Genomic DNA, 20,089 nt, shown 5'->3' with positions numbered 1-20,089 from the left:
TAACGGACTGTTATAATGATGATTGATTAGTAAATGACAGGGAGGATTTCTATTGGTAGATGCATGGCATAGTTTTTTAAGTAATAAAAAGTTGAGACGCTTCTCGGTGTTAGTGTTATTGATTGCAGTCTTATTTTTGATTAAATCAATGTTGAGTATGTTACTACTCACGTTTGTCTTTACATATCTAATTGTTCACTTTGTTCGGTTTGTCCATAGATACACCAAGATTCCAAATAGTATTTTGGTGATTATCACATATATTGTGATAGTTTGGGGGATGTACGTTGGGATTGTTAACTACTTACCTCAATTAGTTAATCAAATTATTAAAATGACGAATTCGTTAGTTCAATTTTATAATCAACAAAATACAACCGACTTTTATAAGTTTGTTAATAAGTATGTCAGCATTTCCAGTATTAATGAGCAAGTTAAAAAGGGTGTCAGTTTAGCGTTCAATTACGTTACAAGTATTGGTTCAATGGGCGTGACCTTCTTTTTCTCATTTGTACTAAGTTTCTTTTATGCAGTGGAGTTGAAACAGTTAAATCATTTTGCACAAAATTTCAAAACGGGTGATTTTGCCTGGTTCTTTAATGATATTGAATATTTTGGTCGCAAATTTGTGAATACCTTTGGGGTCGTAATTGGTGCTCAATTTTCAATTGCGATTGCGAACACGATTATTACCACAATTTGTTTGATCTTTATGGATATGCCACAAATTTTAACGCTGTCATTAATGATATTCATTTTTAGTCTAGTTCCAGTAGCTGGGGTGATTGTTTCAAGCATTCCGTTGAGTATCATTGCGTACTCGGATGGGGGTTTTAAGCAAGTTGCCTATATCATTATTATGATTATCATTGTGCATGCCATCGAAACGTACCTCCTAAATCCACAATTCATGGCCAGTCGGACTGAATTGCCAGTCTTTTATACCTTCATTGTATTAATGCTAGGTGAACATTTCTTTGGCGTTTGGGGACTAATTGTTGGGGTACCAATTTTCGTCTTCTTCTTAGATCTACTTGATGTGAAGCGGATTGGTGATAAGAAACAACCGGTGAAAGTGAAAAAATTAGAGTAGATATGTTAATAGCTATTTAAAGAATGTCACATATTGTGTGGCATTTTTATTTTGGTCATATTATGGCCTGCCATTTCTGTAAACTAACTTTACATTAAAATGGAAGAGTAGGTTTGGTTATGGAAAAGTACAAGAAGTATTTAACGAAAAATAATATTATCATCGGGGTGGTAGTATTAGTCGTAATCATTGGTGGTTGGTATTTTATTAGTAATCGCAAGACAGATGTTTTAAAAGGAGATGCGGTGACAGCCACGTTTAAGGGCTATGATGGAAATGGAACAATGACTGTGTCATCAACTAAATCTGATAAGTTGATGACGGATGCCTTAGTTAAAAAGGTTGGAATGAGTGATTCATTGAAAAATAGAATTATCCTTTATAGCAGTGGTAACTTACTATCAGAAGAAAATTTATCATATTATGTTGAACAACGTGGAACGTCCATGACAGATAAAGAGAAACAGCAAGTGGCCCAACTGGAAACGTTTGATCGAGAAATTACACTGACAAAATTAGTTAATGGTAAGGAATATAGTTCAGTCAGTGGGTTATCCAATGGTGATAAAGTTGAATTCAGTGTTAATGTTACGGACGACAAAGATAATCCAATTAAAAATAGTACCAAGACAATTAAGGTCAAAGGGTTAAAAAAAGCCACTGAATATGATGCACAAAAATTATTGAAACATGTTACTTTTAAGGTTAGTGGATTAAATGGTGCGGGTGGTGTTTATGGAAATGTTAGTGTAAAGCTAGATTCGTATTTAAAAAATAAATTTGGTAATGTAAAACCAGAATTAAAAATTAATAGCTCTACTAAATATAAAAATGGCGATCAAGTTACTGTGAACGTTAAAAATTGGATTAACAGACTAGAAGACAAAAGTGATAAAAATAAGTTTACTAATGTTAAGAATACTAAAGTTAAAATTGATGGTTTAACTGATGTTAGTAATGTTGATTCGAGTGATTTAGTTAAGCAAGTCACGGATCTAGTAGCGACTAAAGAGGGTAATTTAACCAAAGCGACCTTCTATCATGCATATTTAAGTTATGTTAGTGGTGGTAAATATTATTTAGAAGTTTACTATACAATTGACGCATCTGATTTGACGGGGATCTTTGCTGCTATTAACAATGCTAAAGGGACTCAATATCTATCAGTGTTTAATAAATCCGTGAAAATAGCTGATGGTAAGTTGGTCTTGGATACTAGTAATGGAGCTGCTGATACAGTTGAACTTTCTAATAACTTATCAGCCGTTGCCGAAGATCCAAGCAAAGGTGACAATGGCTTAGTTGTTTTAAAATAGAGCAAAGCCAGATTAATTTAGCAAAATGGGTTCCGATTTATCGCATTTCAGAGTAAAATGTTAAGTGTATAAAAATGAAACTGCACCTCGTTGTTAATCTTTGCACATGAATGTCGTGTTTAGATGATGCGTTGAAATGTCGGTTAAAAGAAGAAAGAGGAATTTATCTCATGGCTAAACTTGTATTAATTCGTCACGGACAAAGTGAATGGAACTTATCTAACCAATTTACTGGTTGGGTTGATGTTGATTTGAGTGAAGAAGGCGTTAAGCAAGCACAAAACGCTGGTCGCGAAATCAAAAAAGCAGGAATCGAATTTGACTTTGCATATACTTCAGTTTTGAAGCGTGCTATCAAAACTTTGCATTATGCTTTAGAAGAATCAGACCAAATCTGGGTTTCAGAAACTAAGACATGGCGTTTGAATGAACGTCATTACGGTGCACTTCAAGGCCAAAACAAGCAAGAAGCTGCTGATCAATTTGGTGCTGACCAAGTTCATATCTGGCGTCGTTCATATGATGTTCTACCTCCATTGTTGGATGCCAATGATGAAGGTTCTGCAGCTAACGACCGTCGTTACGCTAACTTAGATCCTAAGTTGATTCCTGGTGGTGAAAACCTTAAAGTTACACTTGATCGTGTAATGCCTCTTTGGGAAGATGAAATTGCTCCTAAGTTGCTTGATGGTAAGAACATTATCATCGCAGCTCATGGTAACTCATTGCGTGCCCTTAGCAAGTATATCGAAGAAATTTCTGATGAAGATATTATCGACTTGGAAATGGCTACTGGCCAACCAGTTGTTTATGACTTTGATAAAAAGCTAAACGTATTATCAAAATCAAAACTATAAACTTAATCTAAAAGCCGCAACTATCGAAATTTGATAGTTACGGTTTTTTTGCTGCCAGTAATTAATGTTTATTTTTAATGATGCGGTACAAATATTGGCTTCCGGTGATGATAAATAAAATGATCCCAGCGAATAAGAATAAGAAACCAATTGGTAGTAAATAAAAATTTTCATGTAAAGTTCCGGCGGCATCGATATATTCAACTGAGGTAGCTTTAATTAAAAAACAAGTTAAGCCCAGGATTAATAATAAGGTGCCTAGTAGTGCAGTTATCAGATTAAAACGCGCACGTCTGGTTTCACTACCGTCTTTAATTAATTTATCCGTCATATTATTCACGTCCGTTCCACCTAAAATTAAGGTATCTAATGAAATCTGAAACTGCTGAGAAATGGTAATTAACATTTCGAGGTCGGGAAGGTTGCGATTGTTTTCCCAGTTGGAAACGGCTTGTCTAGTTACATTTAATTGATTCGCAAATTTTTCTTGGGTTAACTGATTGGTTTGCCGAATAGTTTTAATGGCTTCTCCAAATTCCATGAGCAGTCTCCTTTCGTTAAGATAGCTCTATCATATAAAAAAGGTGGCAATTTTCCAAGCAAGGATTACTTGCGGGCAATCAATGGCTAGGTACATAGGTTTTATTAACTAGGTTCACTTAATTTCATGGTAAAATATATTTATTAAGTAACTTGGAGGATTTATGAAGATATTAAAGCAAGGTCTCTCGACGTTTGACCTTAAAGTGATTGGGATTACATTGATGGTCATTGATCATATTCATCAGATGTTTGTACCCATGGGAGCACCTGGTTGGCTCGATTGGTTTGGTCGCCCCGTGGCCACAATCTTTTTCTTTGTCAGTGTGGTTGGGTTTAGCCATACCCATAATAAATTTCAATACATGCTGCGGTTGTATTTAGGAATGGTGTTTATGGCCGTGATGACCACGGCACTACAAGATTGGGTTTCCTATGACCAAGTCGTGTTGATGAATAATATTTTTCGTGATTTGTTTATTGGGACCATGTTTATGTATGCCATTGATGAAGTTCGCAAGGGTTTCAAGACGCAACATTTAATGCCAGTGGTCACCGGGGTGTTGGTATTTTTATTACCATTTATTTGTTCAGTAGTGATGGGGATGTATATGGGCACGATTAATCCCAATTTAATGGTAGTTAGAGCAATGTTGGCATTATTGCCAGGCATCCTAATTGCTGAAAATTCGGTGATGGTGTTATTAATTCCGTTACTATATTTGTTTAAAGATAAGAAATGGATTCAAGCGGGTTTGATTGCGTTAGTAGCGATTGGTTACTTTGCACTGGGATCAACTCAGTGGATGATGATTTTTGCCCTCTTACCAATTATGTTATATAACGGGCAAAAAGGTCGTAGCCTGAAGTCGTTTTTCTATATATTTTATCCCGCCCACATTGCGGTGCTGTACTTACTGGCCGCCGTTATTTATCATCATTAAGGAGAACTCATGACAGACAAAGTATTGGTGTTACCATTTTGGGGTTTGTTTGCGATTGTGTTAATCATGTTAATACTGAGCTTTCGGTCGAACCGGGCCCGCTTATTGAACGGAATTTTAGGTAATTTGGCCGTGATTATTTTTATCGTGGCGTTATTTGTTACCCAAACACAAGTTAACAATAGTTATATATTGCGTTTTTTAATCATTGTCGTAGCTGGTTTGGCAATTGTTGGTTTGGTGGTATATTCACTTGCAGGGATTTTGTTGTTGTGGAATGCACTGCTGGTTTGGCGCCGGGAAAGTCATCAACTAGCGAATATGCTGACCTTAATTTTAGGAATTGCACTATTGAGTAGCTCGACAATCTTTTCGTTAATTAATCATTATTTTCCAAATCGATTGGCATCAATGATTGCCAATGTATCAGCGGTCGTCGTGATGTATATGGTCGTGTGGTTCGCGAACTTTGCGATGTCATACCTGTTGTCCCGAATGGTGCACCATAAGTTGAACAAACAATTCATTATTATTTTAGGTGCGGGATTGATGGGTGAGAAAGTTAGCCCACTGCTGGCTGGTCGTTTGGATCGTGCAATCAAGTTTCGAAATAAACAGTTAGCTAAGACGGGAAATGCGCCAGTCTTGATTCCTTCTGGCGGGCAAGGCGGTGACGAGGTGGTTCCCGAGGGGGTAGCCATGCGAAATTATCTCCTTGAACAAGGGATTCCGGCCAGTGAAATTCATGCCGAAACTAAATCCAAGAATACCTATGAAAATATGGAATTTTCAAAACAGATTGTTGATGAACTAGGCTTTGATCGCAACTTAGGATTATTTGCCACCAGTGATTATCATACTTTCCGGGCCGCAGGATTTGCGCGCTATGTCGGGATGCCAATTGATGGTCTCGGTGCTAAAACAAGTCGGTTCTTTGTACCGAATGCTTTTTTACGTGAATATGTAGCGATTTTAATGGCTCATAAAAAGTTTCATGCGATTGTCTTATCACTCTTGGTGATTGCGGCTATTGCGGTATCTTTTATCCCAACTAATTAACTTGTAAAGACTTGTCGAATTATCGATGAGTCTTTTTGTGTGGATATGAATTGCTTTAGCCTGATAAAACGTATTATAATCAGGGTATTAAATGATTGGGGATGACGAAATGACAGAAGAACGGACACTAGTATTAGTTAAACCAGATGGTGTGAAGCAACGTCATATTGGCCAAGTAATTACACGGCTGGAGCAACGAGGATATACAATTGAAGCGCTAAAAATTGTAAACGCTACCATGGATCAATTAAAGGATCACTATGTAGAGTTGGCTGAGAAACCTTTCTTCCCAGAAATTACGACTTACATGCAAGAAGGTCCTATTACTGCCATTGTAGCCCAAGGAACTAATATTGTAGAAGTCTTTCATCGAATGGCGGGCGGAACTAATCCTACCCAAGCCGAATTAGGTACGATTCGTGGCGATTATGGTCGTGAATGGGCGGATGGCCTAATTCGAAACGTTGTTCACAGCTCTGATAGTGCGGAGAGTGCCGAACGTGAAATTAAAGTTTGGTTCCCTGAATTAAAATAATTAAGCCAAAAACGTCATTATCTAAAAAGATAATGACGTTTTATTTACGTTTTTTCAAAGTGTTTTGTTGTTTGGTGTGAACCAGTAAATCATAAAATAATCGATCGCGGCGGGTTACTAGCGCTGCAAAGAAATCGAGCACAAAACCTAGGACAATAATACTCAGGATAACCATCACAAAAGCATTTAGTTTAGTTCGTGAAGCATCAACGGTTAATAATAATTTAGCTTGTTTTACCCAAGCTAAACAAATTGGCAGGGTGAAGTAATAGATCATACTTTGTCGTAAGGCGATTTTTAGGCGCGACAACGGTCCGGTTTCGTAATTGGTAATTTTAATATGCACAATTGATTTCCCAAAGGTTTGCCCATCGGTAATCACCGGCACTAAGATTAAGGCGATCGCAATCGGCAGGATGTAATTAAAGAAGGGGTTATGGGCAATTTGTTGGTGACCAATTAGATAAAAAACAGTTTCGATAATCAAGCTACAAATCGTTGAGACAATCATATAATCAATAAACAAAGCAACTAGCCGCCGTAACCAACCAATGTGTTTTGCCTGCCGATAACTAGCAGAATCTAACTTCTCACGGTTCGGGAATATTTTAGCGATGAGGGGCGTGATTAACCACCCCAACGTGCCACCTAAAGTATTCATCATTAAGTCATCCACATCAAACAAGCGGTACGAACGGGGATAAAGCCAGTACAGGCCAGATAATTGCGTCAGTTCAAAGAAGAGACTGAGGAAAAAAGAAAGCATAATGGTTTGTTTAAATGATAAGCGGAAGTAATATCGCAGATAAAATCCAAACGGAATGATCAACAAAATATTGAAAACGGGTTGTAGAAACGCAATCGTTTTAAGCGAGCCGACCCAAGTTGCGGGGCGGAATAGTGCAAAACCGGATTCAGTTAAAAAATCGTGCACAAAATTAAAGGGAATTAATTGGGCTTTGGCAGAAGTCAGTTTAATCACTGATTCAAAGGATGGTAATGGTAAAATCACCATTAAGTAGGCCGCGAGTAAGTAAAAGATCATCGTATATAAGACGAAGGCACGCTTAAAAGTGAAACTTCCATAGTGGCGATACTCAATAATTAGTAATGGAATGGTTAGTAAAATTGCTAAAACAGGGAAAATAATAATGGCTGATTTGATGTTGCTGATATAAAGTGACATAGGATTCCCAGATTCTAAAATTATTTATTAGCCTTAATGTAACAAACAATTGACTACTAATTCAACTAAGAAACATCGAATAAATAATGACAAAAGTGTGATAATTATCATTAGTTATCAATAAATTTAAATTTTTTAAGTTGGTAAAACCTCTAAATTTAATCCACACAATCACGATATCTGTGGATTATGATTGAAATCATAGTCATAAATAAAGCTTTCAAAGTGGATGTACGTATTTTTTAAAAATATCAATAAAATTCAAACAACCATGGTCCTTGCACGTCTAGCAACGGTTATGTACAATTATAAGGTGCTATAAAAACAGGGAGGATTTAGATATTATGAAGAAGTATTTTGCAGAATTTTTAGGAACATTTATGTTGGTATTTTTAGGTACATCCGCAGTTGTGATTGCTAAAGGAAATGTATTAGCAATTGGATTGGCTTTTGGGTTAGCAATTACCGTTTCCGCTTATGCCTTTGGAGGGATTTCAGGTGGTCACTTTAATCCAGCTGTTACCACCGCAATGGTGATTAACAAACGGATCGGGATTGGGGATGCAATTTTTTACATCATCGCGCAAGTAATCGGGGCAGCCGCTGCTAGTGCCTTTGTACTTTACTTTGTTGATGCATTAAAGTTATCAACAACGGCACTTGGTCAAACCGATTTTCCAAAGATTCCAACCGTAACCGCAATCGTCGTTGAAACGTTGGCTACGTTCTTATTCTTGATGGTTATCTTAAATGTTACGAGTGAAAATCATGGTAACAGTGATTTTGCTGGTTTAACGATTGGATTGACCTTAGCGTTCTTAATTATTGCAACCTTGAACTTAACTGGTGGCTCATTAAATCCAGCTCGTTCATTCGGACCAGCTATTTTTGCTGGTGGTAGTGGTTTATCACACCTTTGGGTTTATATTTTAGCTCCGGAATTAGGTGCAATCTTAGCTGCCATTTGCTCACGCTTTATGGGAACTGAAAAATAATTAATCACAATCATGACATCATTTCTTAATTGAAATGGTGTTTTTTTGTGCTTAAAAACAATCTGAACATAATTTCAATAAAACGTTTTACATTTGCTCAAAAATTTGTTAGACTGGAGCCATCAACAATGAAAGGGGTTTCAAAAATGAAACTTACAAACGAAAAACTAGCAAAATATATGGATCACACAATTTTAACTGCCGACTCTACTCAAGCAGATGTTGAAAAAACACTGGCTGAGGCTAAAAAATATAATACAGCTTCAATCTGTGTTAATCCTTACTGGGTTGAATTAGCTGCTAAAGAATTAAAAGGCACCACGGTTGAAGTATGTACTGTGATTGGTTTCCCTCTCGGGGCCAACACAACTGCAACGAAAGTCTTTGAAGTTAATGATGCCATCGATAAGGGTGCCGATGAAGTTGATATGGTTATCAACATTGGTGAATTAAAACAACATCATGATGCTGAAGTTGAAGCTGATATTAAAGCTCTTGCAGATGCTGCTCATGCTAAAAAAGCTATTTTGAAAGTCATTATTGAAACCGCTTTATTAAACGATGAAGAAAAAGTTCGTGCATGTAAACTATCTGTTGCTGCCGGTGCTGACTTTGTTAAAACCTCAACTGGTTTCTCAACTGCTGGTGCTAAAGCTGCTGACATTAAGCTAATGCGTGAAACAGTTGGTCCAGACTTAGGTGTTAAAGCTTCTGGTGGTATTCATAGTGCTAAAGAAGCCTATGACATGATTGATGCTGGAGCAAGTCGTTTGGGCGTTAGTGCAAGTATTCAAATTTTAAAGGAAAATGAAGGCTAAAAAGTCTGGTTTGAAATAATAAATAAAGGGAGTGCAATAATGAAGTACAATCGTGTATTTGGAATTGTCTTAGATTCAGTTGGAACGGGTGCTGCCCCCGATGCTGAAAAGTTTGGTGATGTTGGCTCTGATACTTTGGGTCATGTCGGTGCCTTTTATGAAGGCGAATTGAAGATTCCTAACTTGCAAAAGCTTGGAATTTCTAACCTGCGTGAAACACCAATTGAAGGTGTTGCTCCTGCTGAAAAGCCATTAGCTTATTTTGGTAAAATGCAGGAAGTTTCAGCCGGTAAAGATAGTATGGATGGTCACTGGGAGATGATGGGCTTGCCTGTTACTCACGCACTATCGCTATTTCCTAAGGGCTTTCCAGCTGACTTGCTCGACAAGCTAAAGAAATTTTCAAATCGCGAGATCATCGTTAATAAACCATATTCAGGAACCGATGTGATTCATGATTATGGTGAAGAACAAATGAAGACCGGGGCATTAATTGTCTACACTTCAGGTGATTCAGTCCTTCAAATTGCTGCTCATGAAGATATTATTCCACTAGAAGAGCTATATAAAATTTGTGAATATGCTCGTAGCTTAGTCAATGAACCACCATATGTGATTGGTCGGATTATTGCTCGTCCATACGTTGGTCCAGATAAGGATCACTTTGAACGGACAGCCAACCGTCGTGATTTCACGCTCGAACCAACTGGTGAAACCGACTTGAACCGTCTCCAAAATGCTAACTATGAAGTCATCGGAATTGGTAAGATTAATGATATCTTCTCAAATCATGGAATTACACGTGGCTATCATAATGAAAGCAATCATAACGGAATGGAACATGTGTTAGAAACAATGGGCCAAGATTTCACTGGTTTCTCATTTACTAACTTAGTTGATTTTGATGCAATGTATGGTCACCGCCGTAATCCTAAAGGTTTCGGGGCCGCACTAATGGAATTTGATCAACAATTGGGTGAAGTCTTAGCTCAAATGAAAGATGACGATTTATTAATGTTAACGGCTGACCATGGTAACGATCCTGGTTTCCGTGGAACCGACCATACGCGTGAATTAGTACCAGTCCTAGCTTATTCACCTAGTTTCAAACAAACTGGTGAATCATTAGGGGTCCGCGCAACATTCGCTGACTTTGGTGCCACTGTTTTAGATAATTTTGATGTTGCTAACGTGAACGGTACTAGTTTCTTGTCGAGTCTTAAATAAGCCACGAGGTGAAAAATTATGAGTACACATATTGGTGCGAAAAATGGTGAGATTGCTGAAACGGTTTTATTTCCTGGTGATCCATTACGAGCAAAGTTTATTGCTGAAAATTTCTTAGAAGATGTTGTTCAATATAGTTCGGTTCGAAATATGTTTGGTTTTACTGGTACCTATAAAGGTCACCGGATTTCAGTGCAAGGTAGTGGGATGGGAATTCCATCACTATCAATCTATGCGACTGAACTAATCAAGTTTTATGGGGTCAAGACCATTATTCGGGTTGGAACGGCTGGTGGAATGCGTGAAGATGTTAAAATCGGTGACGTTATTTTAGGCCAAGGATCAACCACTGATTCTGCAGTAACTGCTAATACTTTCGGTGCCGGTGTGCATTATGCACCCATTTCTGATTTTGAATTACTTGATCGGGCCTATCATGTTGCACAAGACATGTCAGTGCCAGTTCGGGTTGGGAATATCTTTGCCGCCGATCGTTTTTATAATGACGAATTAGACATGAAGAAGTTAGCCGACTATGGTTGTGTTGCTACTGAAATGGAATCTGCGGGACTCTTCTTAATCGGCGCTAAGTATAATATCAAAACTTTGAGTATCTTAACTTGTAGCGATAACTTAGTGACTGGTGAATCAGCATCTTCCAAGGAACGTGAACAATCATTTACCGATATGATGAAGGTTTCTTTGGAAACTGGCATTCGCGGCTAAATCATTAATCGGAACCGAATTAGATTCTCGGTTTGAACTGCACTATAATAGAAGCTTGAAAGTTAAAACCAAGATAAGATGAGGACCGACTAGTGGATACTGATAAAGATAAAATGCAACAAGATATCATGGTAGCAAGGATGTACTATGAGCAAGAGCTCAGCCAAAACCAAATTGCTGATCAATTAGGAATCTCGCGACCAACAGTTTCGCGGTTACTACAAGCAGCAAAGAAAAATGGATTGGTCCGGATTCAAATTATGGATCCAGTGCAAAGTTCAGAAACCTTAGCCACCCGATTGAAAGATCGTTATCAGTTAAAGGAAGCGTATGTGGTTCCAGTTCAAACGGTTAGTGCGGGTTCATCATTAGATGCGATTGGTCAATATGCCGCTAACTATTTGAGTGAGTTGATTGGCGATCATGACACCATCGGAATTGGTTGGGGCAAAACGATTCATTCGATTGCGAATCATTTAAACTTAAATGAAGAAGTGTCTGATGTTTCGGTCGTGCAATTAAAGGGTAGTGTGTCGTATTCAAAACAACATACCTATGCGTTTGAAAGTATTAATGCTTTTGCCGCCGCCTTCCATACCGTGCCCCAGTATCTGCCATTGCCAGTGATTTTTGATCAGAAAATGACCAAGGACTTGGTGGAAAAAGAACGCCATATTCAACATTTAATTCAACTGGGTAAGCAAGCCAACGTTGCGGTCTTTACCGTAGGAACTGTTCGTGATAGTGCACTCGTCTTGAATCTTAATTATTTTTCAGAAGAAGAGATTAGTTATCTACAAGAACATGCGGTTGGTGATATCTTCTCACGTTTCATTGATGAAAATGGTCAAGTAGTCTGTGATGAGATTAATCAACGAACGATTGGAATTGACCTACCCGATTTAAGAACCAAGGATCATTCAATTATGGTCGTCACTGGGGATGCGAAAGCTGCCGCCATTGATGGTGCGCTGAATGGTCACTATGCGAATACGTTAATCATTGACCAACATACTGCACAAACTTTGATTAACTATCGTGATTAATTGAAAACTATAAAGATGAGACGTTAGCTAAATGATTATTACCAGCGCGTCTCTCTTTTTTATCAATCGAAATGTAACCGATTACAAAAAATAACGGAGGATATATATAATGAGAATGCTAGATGTAATTGACGCCAAACGAAATGGTGGCGTCCTAACTGATGAACAAATTCAATTCTTTGTCGATGGGGTGGTTGATGGCTCGATTCCAGATTATCAAATTAGTGCGCTACTAATGGCGATTTACTTCCAAAAGATGACGGCACCAGAACAAACTAAATTAACGATGGCAATGCTAGAATCTGGGGATCAACTCGACTTGTCTAAAATTGAAGGCATTAAAGTTGATAAGCATTCAACTGGTGGGGTTGGTGACAAGACCAGCTTGCCACTTGCCGCTATGGTGGCAGCGGTTGGAATTCCAGTACCAATGATTTCTGGTCGTGGCCTTGGTCATACTGGTGGAACATTGGATAAGTTGGAAGCAATTCCAGGTTTCCGCGTGGAATTAACAGAAGCTGAATTTATTGAACAAGTTAAAACAATTGGGTTAGCGATTGTTAGTGCCACCGGACAAATTGCGCCGGCTGATGCCCGCATTTATGGCTTGCGTGATGTAACCGACACGGTTGATTCAATTCCATTGATTGCCAGTTCAATCTTGAGTAAAAAGTTAGCTTCGGGTACGGATGCCTTAGTGATTGATGTTAAAACTGGTAGTGGTGCCTTTATGAAGGCTGAAGAAGACGCTCAAAAGCTCGCTCATGCATTAGTTGAAATTGCTAATGGTGCCGGTGTCAAGAGTATGGCGATTATCTCAGATATGAACCAACCACTTGGTGATAAGATTGGTAATTCACTTGAAATTGAAGAATCAATTGATGTCTTAAAGGGTAAAGGACCAGCTGATTTAGTTGAATTGATTATGACTCTAGGTTCACAGATGGTGGTCTTGGGTAACAAGGCTGCTAATCTTGATGAAGCTCGTCAAAAATTACAAGCAACGATTGATGATGGTTCCGCTTTGGACAAGTTCAAACAAATGATTGCATCTCAAGGTGGCGATACAAACGTGATTGATGATTATTCAATCATGCCCCAAGCTAAGTATCAAATTCCAATCAAAGCAGAAAGTGATGGCGTGGTTACCCAAATCACCGCTGATGAAATTGGGGTTGCTAGTATGCTCCTTGGTGGTGGTCGTGCCGCCAAAGAAGACCAACTGGATTATGCGGTTGGAATTGTGTTGAACCATAAAGTTGGGGATGCAGTTAAAAAGGGTGATACCTTATTAACGGTTTATAGTAACCAAGAAGATATTACCAAGGTTGAACAATTGATTCGTGATAACTACTTAATTGGTGACCATGCAGAAACACTAAATTTAATTCATGAAATTATTACGGACTAATGATTTCTATTAAAACCGTCATCGTGACTTATCGATGATGGTTTTTTTCTATTAATGAATCAATAAGTGAATAATTAATAACTATTATTTGAAGATTCTGTAAAAATTGGAATTGAGGTTTTGATGTGTGTTACAATCTTCGTATTGTTAATTTCGGAGTATCTGGAATTGGGAAACTAAGATGATCAGCATAAGATCAGGAATATGGGTGGATTGATGGAAACGAGTAGTAAAGTAACAATTAAAAGTTTTATTTCAAAATTAAGAGATGTTGTTAAAACTAAGTATCGCGAATCAGTAATTAGCTTAGTTAGTTTTATCGTTATTGCATTGGTAGTGATGTTATTAGTAGCCTTTGCTGCTTATGAAGCCTTTGCTTACGTAATGCAAAAGATGGTTATGTTAATGTATACCGTTATGTATGGTATGACCGGTGCCGTGTCATCAAGCTCAATCTTAATTGGGGTTTTGTTGTTCTTATTGGCATTGGTAGTCTTGTTTGCAGCTATGTACTTCATTCAATTTTTCGTGGTGGCAATTCAATACGAATTCCAAGACGCAATTAAAGATGATAGTAAAAAGATTTCACTTAAAGGAATCTGGGCTCAATTCAAATTAATGAGCAAAAACCAAATGTGGCGTTTATTCCTATATACATCATTGTTCAGTGCCCTTTGGACATTACCAACTAATATTTTAGGAATGGTCTTTAGTAGTAACGGGATTTTATACGCTATCTTTGGAATTTTAACAGTAATTATTGCCGTTTGGAAAAGTTTGGAATATGCACAAGGTATCTTCTTATATCGTGAACAACGTCCTAAGTTCCTTGGTCAATCAATGCGTCATGCATTAACCGCTAGCCGTCGTTTTATGTCACACAAGAAGTTACAATTCCTATTGATTTTGATTGTTACAATCTTGCCATTGATCATTGGTGAAGTAATCTTAGGGTTAATTGCCTTTTATGGTACTTATACGGCAACTTACTTCTTCTTATATTTAGGCATTGTTTTAATGATTGTCTTCTTATGTGCTTACTTGCCAGTCTTGTATTTCTCAAAGCCTTTGTACTTTGAAATGACTCGTTCATCAGTATCAATTGATGAAACATTTGAAAAGACTTTTAAGTCAGTTGAAAAGTTAACTGGTACTGCTAAATAATAATTAATAACGCAAGCCATTAAATCTGGTAATCAGGTTTAATGGCTTTTTTTGTTAAAAAATGAAAAAAGTTTTTTATTTAGTTACTTTGGCCAAATTATGGTTAGTCGTTATATTAGGATGTTATTGGAAGTTTACAGTAATGGAATTCACAGCGTTGTGGATGTTTGTTTTGAAGCTAGCAACCTTGGGGAAGTGTTGTTATCTTCAGTAACTAAATCATTGATACTATGACGTTAACGTCAATTTAATGATAGTAATAAAAACATATTTAATCCGAAATGATTTTTAAATTGGGGTTCGGATTTAATAGGTTATTTATTATTGACATCGGTATCAAGCCATTTAATGAACTTCTAATTAAAAATACTCGGTAAACGAACCCGCTACTTTCAACAATTTGTAGGCGGTTTGTTTACTGGGTATTTATTTTTTTAAAAATTAAATAAAAAAAGTTTTTTATCTGATGGTTTTGGCCAAATTATGGCCAACCATTATATTAGAATGTTTTTGCTAGGGAACTAGGATAATAGTAAACAAAACTTTGGAGGATATAGAATATGACAATTTCTAGAACAGGACTAAAAGGTTCATCGAAAAAGAAGCTTTATACATTAATGGCAACTGTTGCCTTAACCACGATGGGTGGCGCTGCAGCTATGAACGCTGCTAGTCCAGTAGTTCATGCTGAAGCTACATCAACAAGTGTTGGTACACAAGTCGATCAAGGTACTGGTGGATGGATGTATGTTGATAAAGGCGGCGTGGGTACCGATATGTACTTTAGTAATGGACCTACTGTTATTGGGCAATCAGCTATTGTACAAGTACCACAATTTGACGGTTATACATCTAATTATCAAACTATTGAATTAGTTTTTAATGGTGATGACGAAAATGTTGGAGATTTACTATATGGACAACGTTTATATTACTACGCAGATGATAGCATGGAAGATTTGATTTATACCGCAACTGATGGTTCAGGTTCAACTACAACTGACCCAACTACACCGGGTGCAGGGTCATCATCAAATGAAAATGGCTCTTCGTCAACTGGAACTGATACTACTGGTTCAAGTTCTTCATCAAACGCATCAACTTCAACCGACAAAAATAATGCTAAGGATTCAAGTAGTAAGGCCGATTCAAAGACCCCTGCTGCTTCAACAACTGCATCTGCAACTAAGACTAGTTCAGCTAAAGCTGATGTTCAAACTGGCGTAGCTGATGGGATGTTACCAACGATTGCTGCTGGTGCTTCATCAGTCATTGCAGCCCTTGGTTTAGCAATTCGCAAACATTTCTAATTACCATTAACAATTAACCGAAAAATACCCGGTAAAAGGTCTCCTACCTTCCGAAACATTTAGGAGGCCTTTTACCGGGTATTTTTTGTATTACTTAACTTCTTTGAGTGAGGCACTCACGAAAGTCCGCGTTTTATCTTTTGGAATGGTTTTACCACTATCATCTGGAACCGCACGTTCGGTACAAGTCCAGAGGGTTAAGATTTTATTGACCGAACTGGTTTTAACGTTCGTCGTTTTAACCGCACTTTTACGTTTTAGGTATTTAACATAACTCTTCATGTTTTTATGATTTTTAAAGGTTAAAGTTTGAGCTCGCGAGGGTCCACGGTTAGCTTGGACGGCGAAGATGGTTCCAACATATTTTTTAGTAGGGGTGTAAAGATAAACGTGACGATGAGCTTTGAAGAAATCAGCTTTAAAGTAATGATTGAGATAGCTGAATTTACTAGCGTCATAAACATCGTGACCATATAAAAAAGTATTTTGACTGGTTAGCTTAGCGCTATTACGGTAGTCCATAAAGATTTGACCGGTAACTGAGGGCTTATTATGTTCATTATGATCTAGGTAGTATGAATTATTTTTGGCTTGAAGGACTGGATAATTAATATTGGTTCCCGGAATATAAACCCAAGCTTTGATATTCGGATTAGTTTTCGCTAACTTTTTCCAATTAATTTTGATGTTACCTTCAGACGGCATTGATGTTTTAGTTTTATTCTTAGTAACGACTTTATTAGCTAGTTGAGTAGTTTGTTGGTCGCTTTGTTTAATCGCATGGCGTTGATAAAAATAATGACCAGTCATACCAATTCCAATAATGATAATTAAGATTAAAACCATATCAATAATCCGTGATCTAATCGTTTTTGGTTGGTTATGGTGATGTTTACGCATTTTGGTTCCTCGTGTTTCCATTAATTTAATATGGTTAGTATACTAAAATTTTTGGTCACAATATGCCGGTTACTAACGTCTGTTTAAATTTATGGATAAAAAAACACCTGGCATTAGCCAAGTGATAATTAATTTAAAAGACTTTCATGGTGGTCCAGCTAGTTGGTAGGTTGTTGAAGTCATAAGCTTCAAGACTTGATTCAATCTTATCGCCAGAGAACATTGCGGTATGTGAACGAGCTAACATCAAGTTAAGATCATGATCTTCGGTGAATTGGACCATGATAACTGGAATGTTCCAAGCCCACGCAGCGCCAATTTCAAAAATTGTTCCAGCATCGGGTTCGGGATTATTTTCTTCAGTCTTATAATCAAGGATAGCGACAATCACATCAGCCCGTTTAACTTGGCGCATATCAGTAGCAAAGACAGAATCTTGCCATTGATGAGAACCGAATTCTAATGATTCTTCCTGATGTTCTTGTGGATTGTAGATGGCAGTACCATCAATCGTTTCGTTCTTGCGTAAGGCAGCAACAACCGTTTCGATTCGTTCTTTTTGACCATCTGAAAAGAATGGACTTGCGAGATAAACCTTATTTTTAGGCATGTGTGTGAGCTCCTTTAGTTTTAGTGGCAGCAATTTAATCACTATAGTTATTATGATGGCAATCAAGGAATCTGTAAAGAAACTTAAGTTGTGTAAAATTATATTTCTTTTGGTAACTATAATTTTTAGATTAATATTCACATAAAATTCACATTTGATTAATATAATACTTATAACGAAGATTAGTTAATTGGGAAGAAGAGGATAAAGATATGCTATTTGATAAGGATTGTAACTATAATCGGTTTGAAGTTGAGTGTGAAAGTTGTCCAATGATTATGGGGGGCTTTAATGGACAAGTGTTGAAAGAATATGAAAATACTTACTTAATCGAGTTGGAGATGAAGAGTGTTTGTTCAAAGGATAAAGTAGCTTTATTACGGATTCAAGGGTTTAATGGCCGAGTAGTGGTGGCGAAAAAATATGTTAGCGAATTAAGTGAACAATCTAAATTTGCGTAAGCAAGAATTACTTAAATTGACTTCTCGGTGTGGGCACGCTAAAATAAGTTAATTAATAAATGTGTTGAGACAATTAGTAGATTTTAATGAGGAACGTCAGAAAACTAGTGGCCGATGTAAACTAGTCGATTATTAAAGTTGAAGTACACTTGTTGAGCATTTTGAATTGAACGGTTAGTCGCGATATTGACTATGAGCGGAAGGCAATGGCTTTCTATTCAAGGTGGTACCGCGGAATAAATTCGTCCCTGATTTCTTTATTGAAATCGGGGATTTTTTGTTCAATTCGTAAATTTTAGGAGGATGAACATGAATATTATTGAAGAACTAGAATGGCGTGGCGCAATTAACCAAACCACAGATATTGACGATCTACGCAAATTGACTGATGACAAGAAAATCGGTCTATATTGTGGCGTTGATCCAACTGGTGACAGTTTACACATTGGTCACTTGATTCCCTTTATGATGTTAAAACGATTCCAACTCCAAGGCCATCACCCAGTGATTTTAATTGGTGGGGGAACTGGTGCGATTGGTGATCCTTCTGGTAAAAACTCAGAACGCTCACTCCAAACGATGGATCAAGTTCAACATAACAAGGAAGCTCTCTCCGGCCAGATGGAAAACTTATTTGGAACTGAAAACTTTAAAATTGTTGATAACTATGACTGGCTATCAAAATTATCATTGCTGGATTTCCTTCGTGATTACGGTAAGTTGTTTAACGTTAATACAATGTTAAATAAAGAAGTTGTTTCAAGTCGTTTGGAAGTTGGAATTTCGTTTACTGAATTCACTTATCAAATTCTACAATCAGTTGATTTCCTTCACTTATTCCAATTTGAAGACGTGCAATTACAAATTGGTGGCGCTGATCAATGGGGTAACATTACTGCTGGGATTGATTTGATTCATAAAATCGAAGGTGCTGATGCTCGTGCCCATGCCTTGACGATTCCATTGATGTTAAAAGCTGATGGAACTAAATTTGGTAAAACAGCGGGTGGTGCTATCTGGCTTGATCCAGAAAAGACTTCTCCTTACGAATTCTATCAATTCTGGATTAACCAAGATGATCGTGATGTAATTAAATATATTAAGTACTTCACCTTTATCGATGAAGCTGAAATTAAAGAACTTGAAGAAAAAGTTGCAACCCAACCGGAAAAACGTGAAGCCCAACGTCGTTTAGCTGAAGATGTCACTGAATTTGTTCATGGTAAGCAAGCAGTGATTGAAGCTCAACATATTACCGAAGCACTATTCTCTGGTGAAGTGGCGGACTTAACAACTGCTGAAATCGAACAAGGTTTTAAGAACATGCCTTCGATGGACGCAGCTGCTGATAAGCAAAACATCATTTTATGGTTAGTTGATGAGACTGGAATTGAAAAGTCTCGTCGTCAAGCTCGAGAAGATGTTGAAAATGGTGCCATTCGAATTAATGGTGAAAAGGTCACTGATGTAAATGCGGATGTTGATCCTAGTACTGCCTTTGATGGTAAGTTTGTCATTGTTCGTCGTGGTAAAAAGAAGTATTTCTTAGCGCGAATAAAATAATAATCTACTATATATACTATTTAGGTAATTGTCATTCATAAGAATGGTGATTACCTTTTTTAGTTGGTTGTGAGTTTGTGAAAATAAATTACGACACGCTAGGCGAAAATGAAGTTAATTAAAAAAACTTTTAAAAACGGTTGACGATAGGTATTTGTGAGTGTATAGTTATATCTCGTTGCCACAGAGATTATCTGATTAACAAAGGTAAATTTCACAAAATTATTATTAATTTTTGGTTGACAACGAATTACAGATAATGTAATATATAAAACGTTGCTGCTAACGAAGTTTAGCACCGACAAGTAGAACTTTGAAAACTGAATAA

The 20,089-nt window shown here is 37.3% G+C and carries 20 protein-coding genes; 16 read left to right on the top strand and 4 right to left on the bottom strand.

All coding sequences use genetic code 11. From position 1 onward, the window contains the following. The first annotated feature begins 52 nt into the window (after window positions 1-52). From FC70_RS00400 to FC70_RS00390, 3 genes are all read left to right on the top strand, one after another. Window positions 53-1,093 carry an AI-2E family transporter gene (locus FC70_RS00400; RefSeq protein ID WP_057889068.1) on the top strand — a complete coding sequence of 347 codons (1,041 nt, stop codon included), beginning with the start codon at window positions 53-55 and terminating at the stop codon, window positions 1,091-1,093. 119 nt (window positions 1,094-1,212) lie between these two features. Next, window positions 1,213-2,409, top strand: a complete 1,197-nt coding sequence (locus FC70_RS00395; RefSeq protein WP_057889067.1) for a hypothetical protein — start codon at window positions 1,213-1,215, stop codon at window positions 2,407-2,409. 170 nt (window positions 2,410-2,579) lie between these two features. Continuing rightward, window positions 2,580-3,266 (top strand): 2,3-diphosphoglycerate-dependent phosphoglycerate mutase, encoded by a 687-nt coding sequence (locus FC70_RS00390; protein ID WP_057889066.1) that lies wholly within the window; start codon window positions 2,580-2,582, stop codon window positions 3,264-3,266. A 61-nt stretch (window positions 3,267-3,327) separates the two neighbouring features. Here FC70_RS00390 and FC70_RS00385 read toward each other — a convergent pair whose 3' ends face one another. Next, window positions 3,328-3,807, bottom strand: a complete 480-nt coding sequence (locus tag FC70_RS00385) for a DUF3955 domain-containing protein (RefSeq protein ID WP_057889065.1) — start codon at window positions 3,805-3,807, stop codon at window positions 3,328-3,330. 163 nt (window positions 3,808-3,970) lie between these two features. Between FC70_RS00385 and FC70_RS00380 the strand changes: the two genes are divergently transcribed. The 3 genes from FC70_RS00380 to ndk all read left to right on the top strand — a co-directional run bounded on the left by FC70_RS00380 (window position 3,971) and on the right by ndk (window position 6,344). Next, complete coding sequence (locus FC70_RS00380) at window positions 3,971-4,750, top strand: TraX family protein (protein WP_057889064.1); 780 nt, start codon at window positions 3,971-3,973, stop codon at window positions 4,748-4,750. Window positions 4,751-4,759: 9 nt separating this feature from the next. Further along, complete coding sequence (locus tag FC70_RS00375) at window positions 4,760-5,809, top strand: YdcF family protein (RefSeq protein ID WP_057889063.1); 1,050 nt, start codon at window positions 4,760-4,762, stop codon at window positions 5,807-5,809. A 109-nt stretch (window positions 5,810-5,918) separates the two neighbouring features. Continuing rightward, window positions 5,919-6,344, top strand: coding sequence for a nucleoside-diphosphate kinase (gene ndk / locus FC70_RS00370; protein ID WP_057889062.1), 426 nt, complete (start codon window positions 5,919-5,921; stop codon window positions 6,342-6,344). Between the two features lie 40 nt (window positions 6,345-6,384). On the opposite strand, the gene FC70_RS00365 is transcribed toward ndk, so the two are convergent. Next, entirely contained in the window at window positions 6,385-7,530 is a 1,146-nt protein-coding gene (locus tag FC70_RS00365; protein ID WP_057889061.1) for a VanZ family protein, read from the bottom strand. A gap of 344 nt (window positions 7,531-7,874) precedes the next feature. Here FC70_RS00365 and FC70_RS00360 point away from each other — a divergent pair, with 344 nt between their 5' ends. The 8 genes from FC70_RS00360 (at window position 7,875) to FC70_RS00325 (ending at window position 16,227) form a co-directional block, all read left to right on the top strand. Next, the gene (locus tag FC70_RS00360) at window positions 7,875-8,525 is read left to right on the top strand and encodes an MIP/aquaporin family protein (RefSeq protein WP_057889060.1); all 651 of its coding nucleotides are present in this window, start codon (window positions 7,875-7,877) and stop codon (window positions 8,523-8,525) included. Between the two features lie 146 nt (window positions 8,526-8,671). Then, window positions 8,672-9,343: a deoxyribose-phosphate aldolase gene (gene deoC, locus FC70_RS00355; RefSeq protein ID WP_057889146.1), complete on the top strand. Its 672-nt coding sequence runs from the start codon at window positions 8,672-8,674 to the stop codon at window positions 9,341-9,343. Window positions 9,344-9,382: 39 nt separating this feature from the next. Further along, on the top strand, window positions 9,383-10,570 hold the full coding sequence (locus FC70_RS00350; RefSeq protein WP_057889059.1) for a phosphopentomutase: 1,188 nt from the start codon (window positions 9,383-9,385) through the stop codon (window positions 10,568-10,570). Window positions 10,571-10,588: 18 nt separating this feature from the next. Next, entirely contained in the window at window positions 10,589-11,296 is a 708-nt protein-coding gene (gene deoD / locus FC70_RS00345) for a purine-nucleoside phosphorylase (RefSeq protein ID WP_057889058.1), read from the top strand. 92 nt (window positions 11,297-11,388) lie between these two features. After that, window positions 11,389-12,342, top strand: a complete 954-nt coding sequence (locus tag FC70_RS00340; RefSeq protein ID WP_057889057.1) for a sugar-binding transcriptional regulator — start codon at window positions 11,389-11,391, stop codon at window positions 12,340-12,342. A 109-nt stretch (window positions 12,343-12,451) separates the two neighbouring features. Then, entirely contained in the window at window positions 12,452-13,753 is a 1,302-nt protein-coding gene (locus FC70_RS00335) for a pyrimidine-nucleoside phosphorylase (RefSeq protein WP_057889056.1), read from the top strand. Between the two features lie 216 nt (window positions 13,754-13,969). Continuing rightward, the gene (locus tag FC70_RS00330; RefSeq protein ID WP_057889055.1) at window positions 13,970-14,917 is read left to right on the top strand and encodes a hypothetical protein; all 948 of its coding nucleotides are present in this window, start codon (window positions 13,970-13,972) and stop codon (window positions 14,915-14,917) included. Between the two features lie 560 nt (window positions 14,918-15,477). Beyond that, window positions 15,478-16,227, top strand: a complete 750-nt coding sequence (locus FC70_RS00325) for a hypothetical protein (protein WP_057889054.1) — start codon at window positions 15,478-15,480, stop codon at window positions 16,225-16,227. A gap of 90 nt (window positions 16,228-16,317) precedes the next feature. Here the strand turns inward: FC70_RS00325 and srtB are convergent, their stop codons facing one another. Then, window positions 16,318-17,127, bottom strand: coding sequence for a class B sortase (gene srtB / locus FC70_RS00320; RefSeq protein WP_057889053.1), 810 nt, complete (start codon window positions 17,125-17,127; stop codon window positions 16,318-16,320). Between the two features lie 133 nt (window positions 17,128-17,260). Then, window positions 17,261-17,737, bottom strand: coding sequence for a nucleoside 2-deoxyribosyltransferase (locus FC70_RS00315; protein ID WP_057889052.1), 477 nt, complete (start codon window positions 17,735-17,737; stop codon window positions 17,261-17,263). A gap of 212 nt (window positions 17,738-17,949) precedes the next feature. Here FC70_RS00315 and FC70_RS00310 point away from each other — a divergent pair, with 212 nt between their 5' ends. Beyond that, complete coding sequence (locus tag FC70_RS00310; protein WP_057889051.1) at window positions 17,950-18,198, top strand: hypothetical protein; 249 nt, start codon at window positions 17,950-17,952, stop codon at window positions 18,196-18,198. A 309-nt stretch (window positions 18,199-18,507) separates the two neighbouring features. After that, on the top strand, window positions 18,508-19,761 hold the full coding sequence (tyrS, locus tag FC70_RS00305; RefSeq protein ID WP_057889050.1) for a tyrosine--tRNA ligase: 1,254 nt from the start codon (window positions 18,508-18,510) through the stop codon (window positions 19,759-19,761). Window positions 19,762-20,089 lie beyond the last annotated feature (328 nt).

This window comes from Paucilactobacillus oligofermentans DSM 15707 = LMG 22743 (assembly GCF_001434315.1).
Classification (GTDB): Bacteria; Bacillota; Bacilli; order Lactobacillales; family Lactobacillaceae; genus Paucilactobacillus; species Paucilactobacillus oligofermentans.
This window is presented reverse-complemented; position numbering and strand designations above follow the sequence as displayed.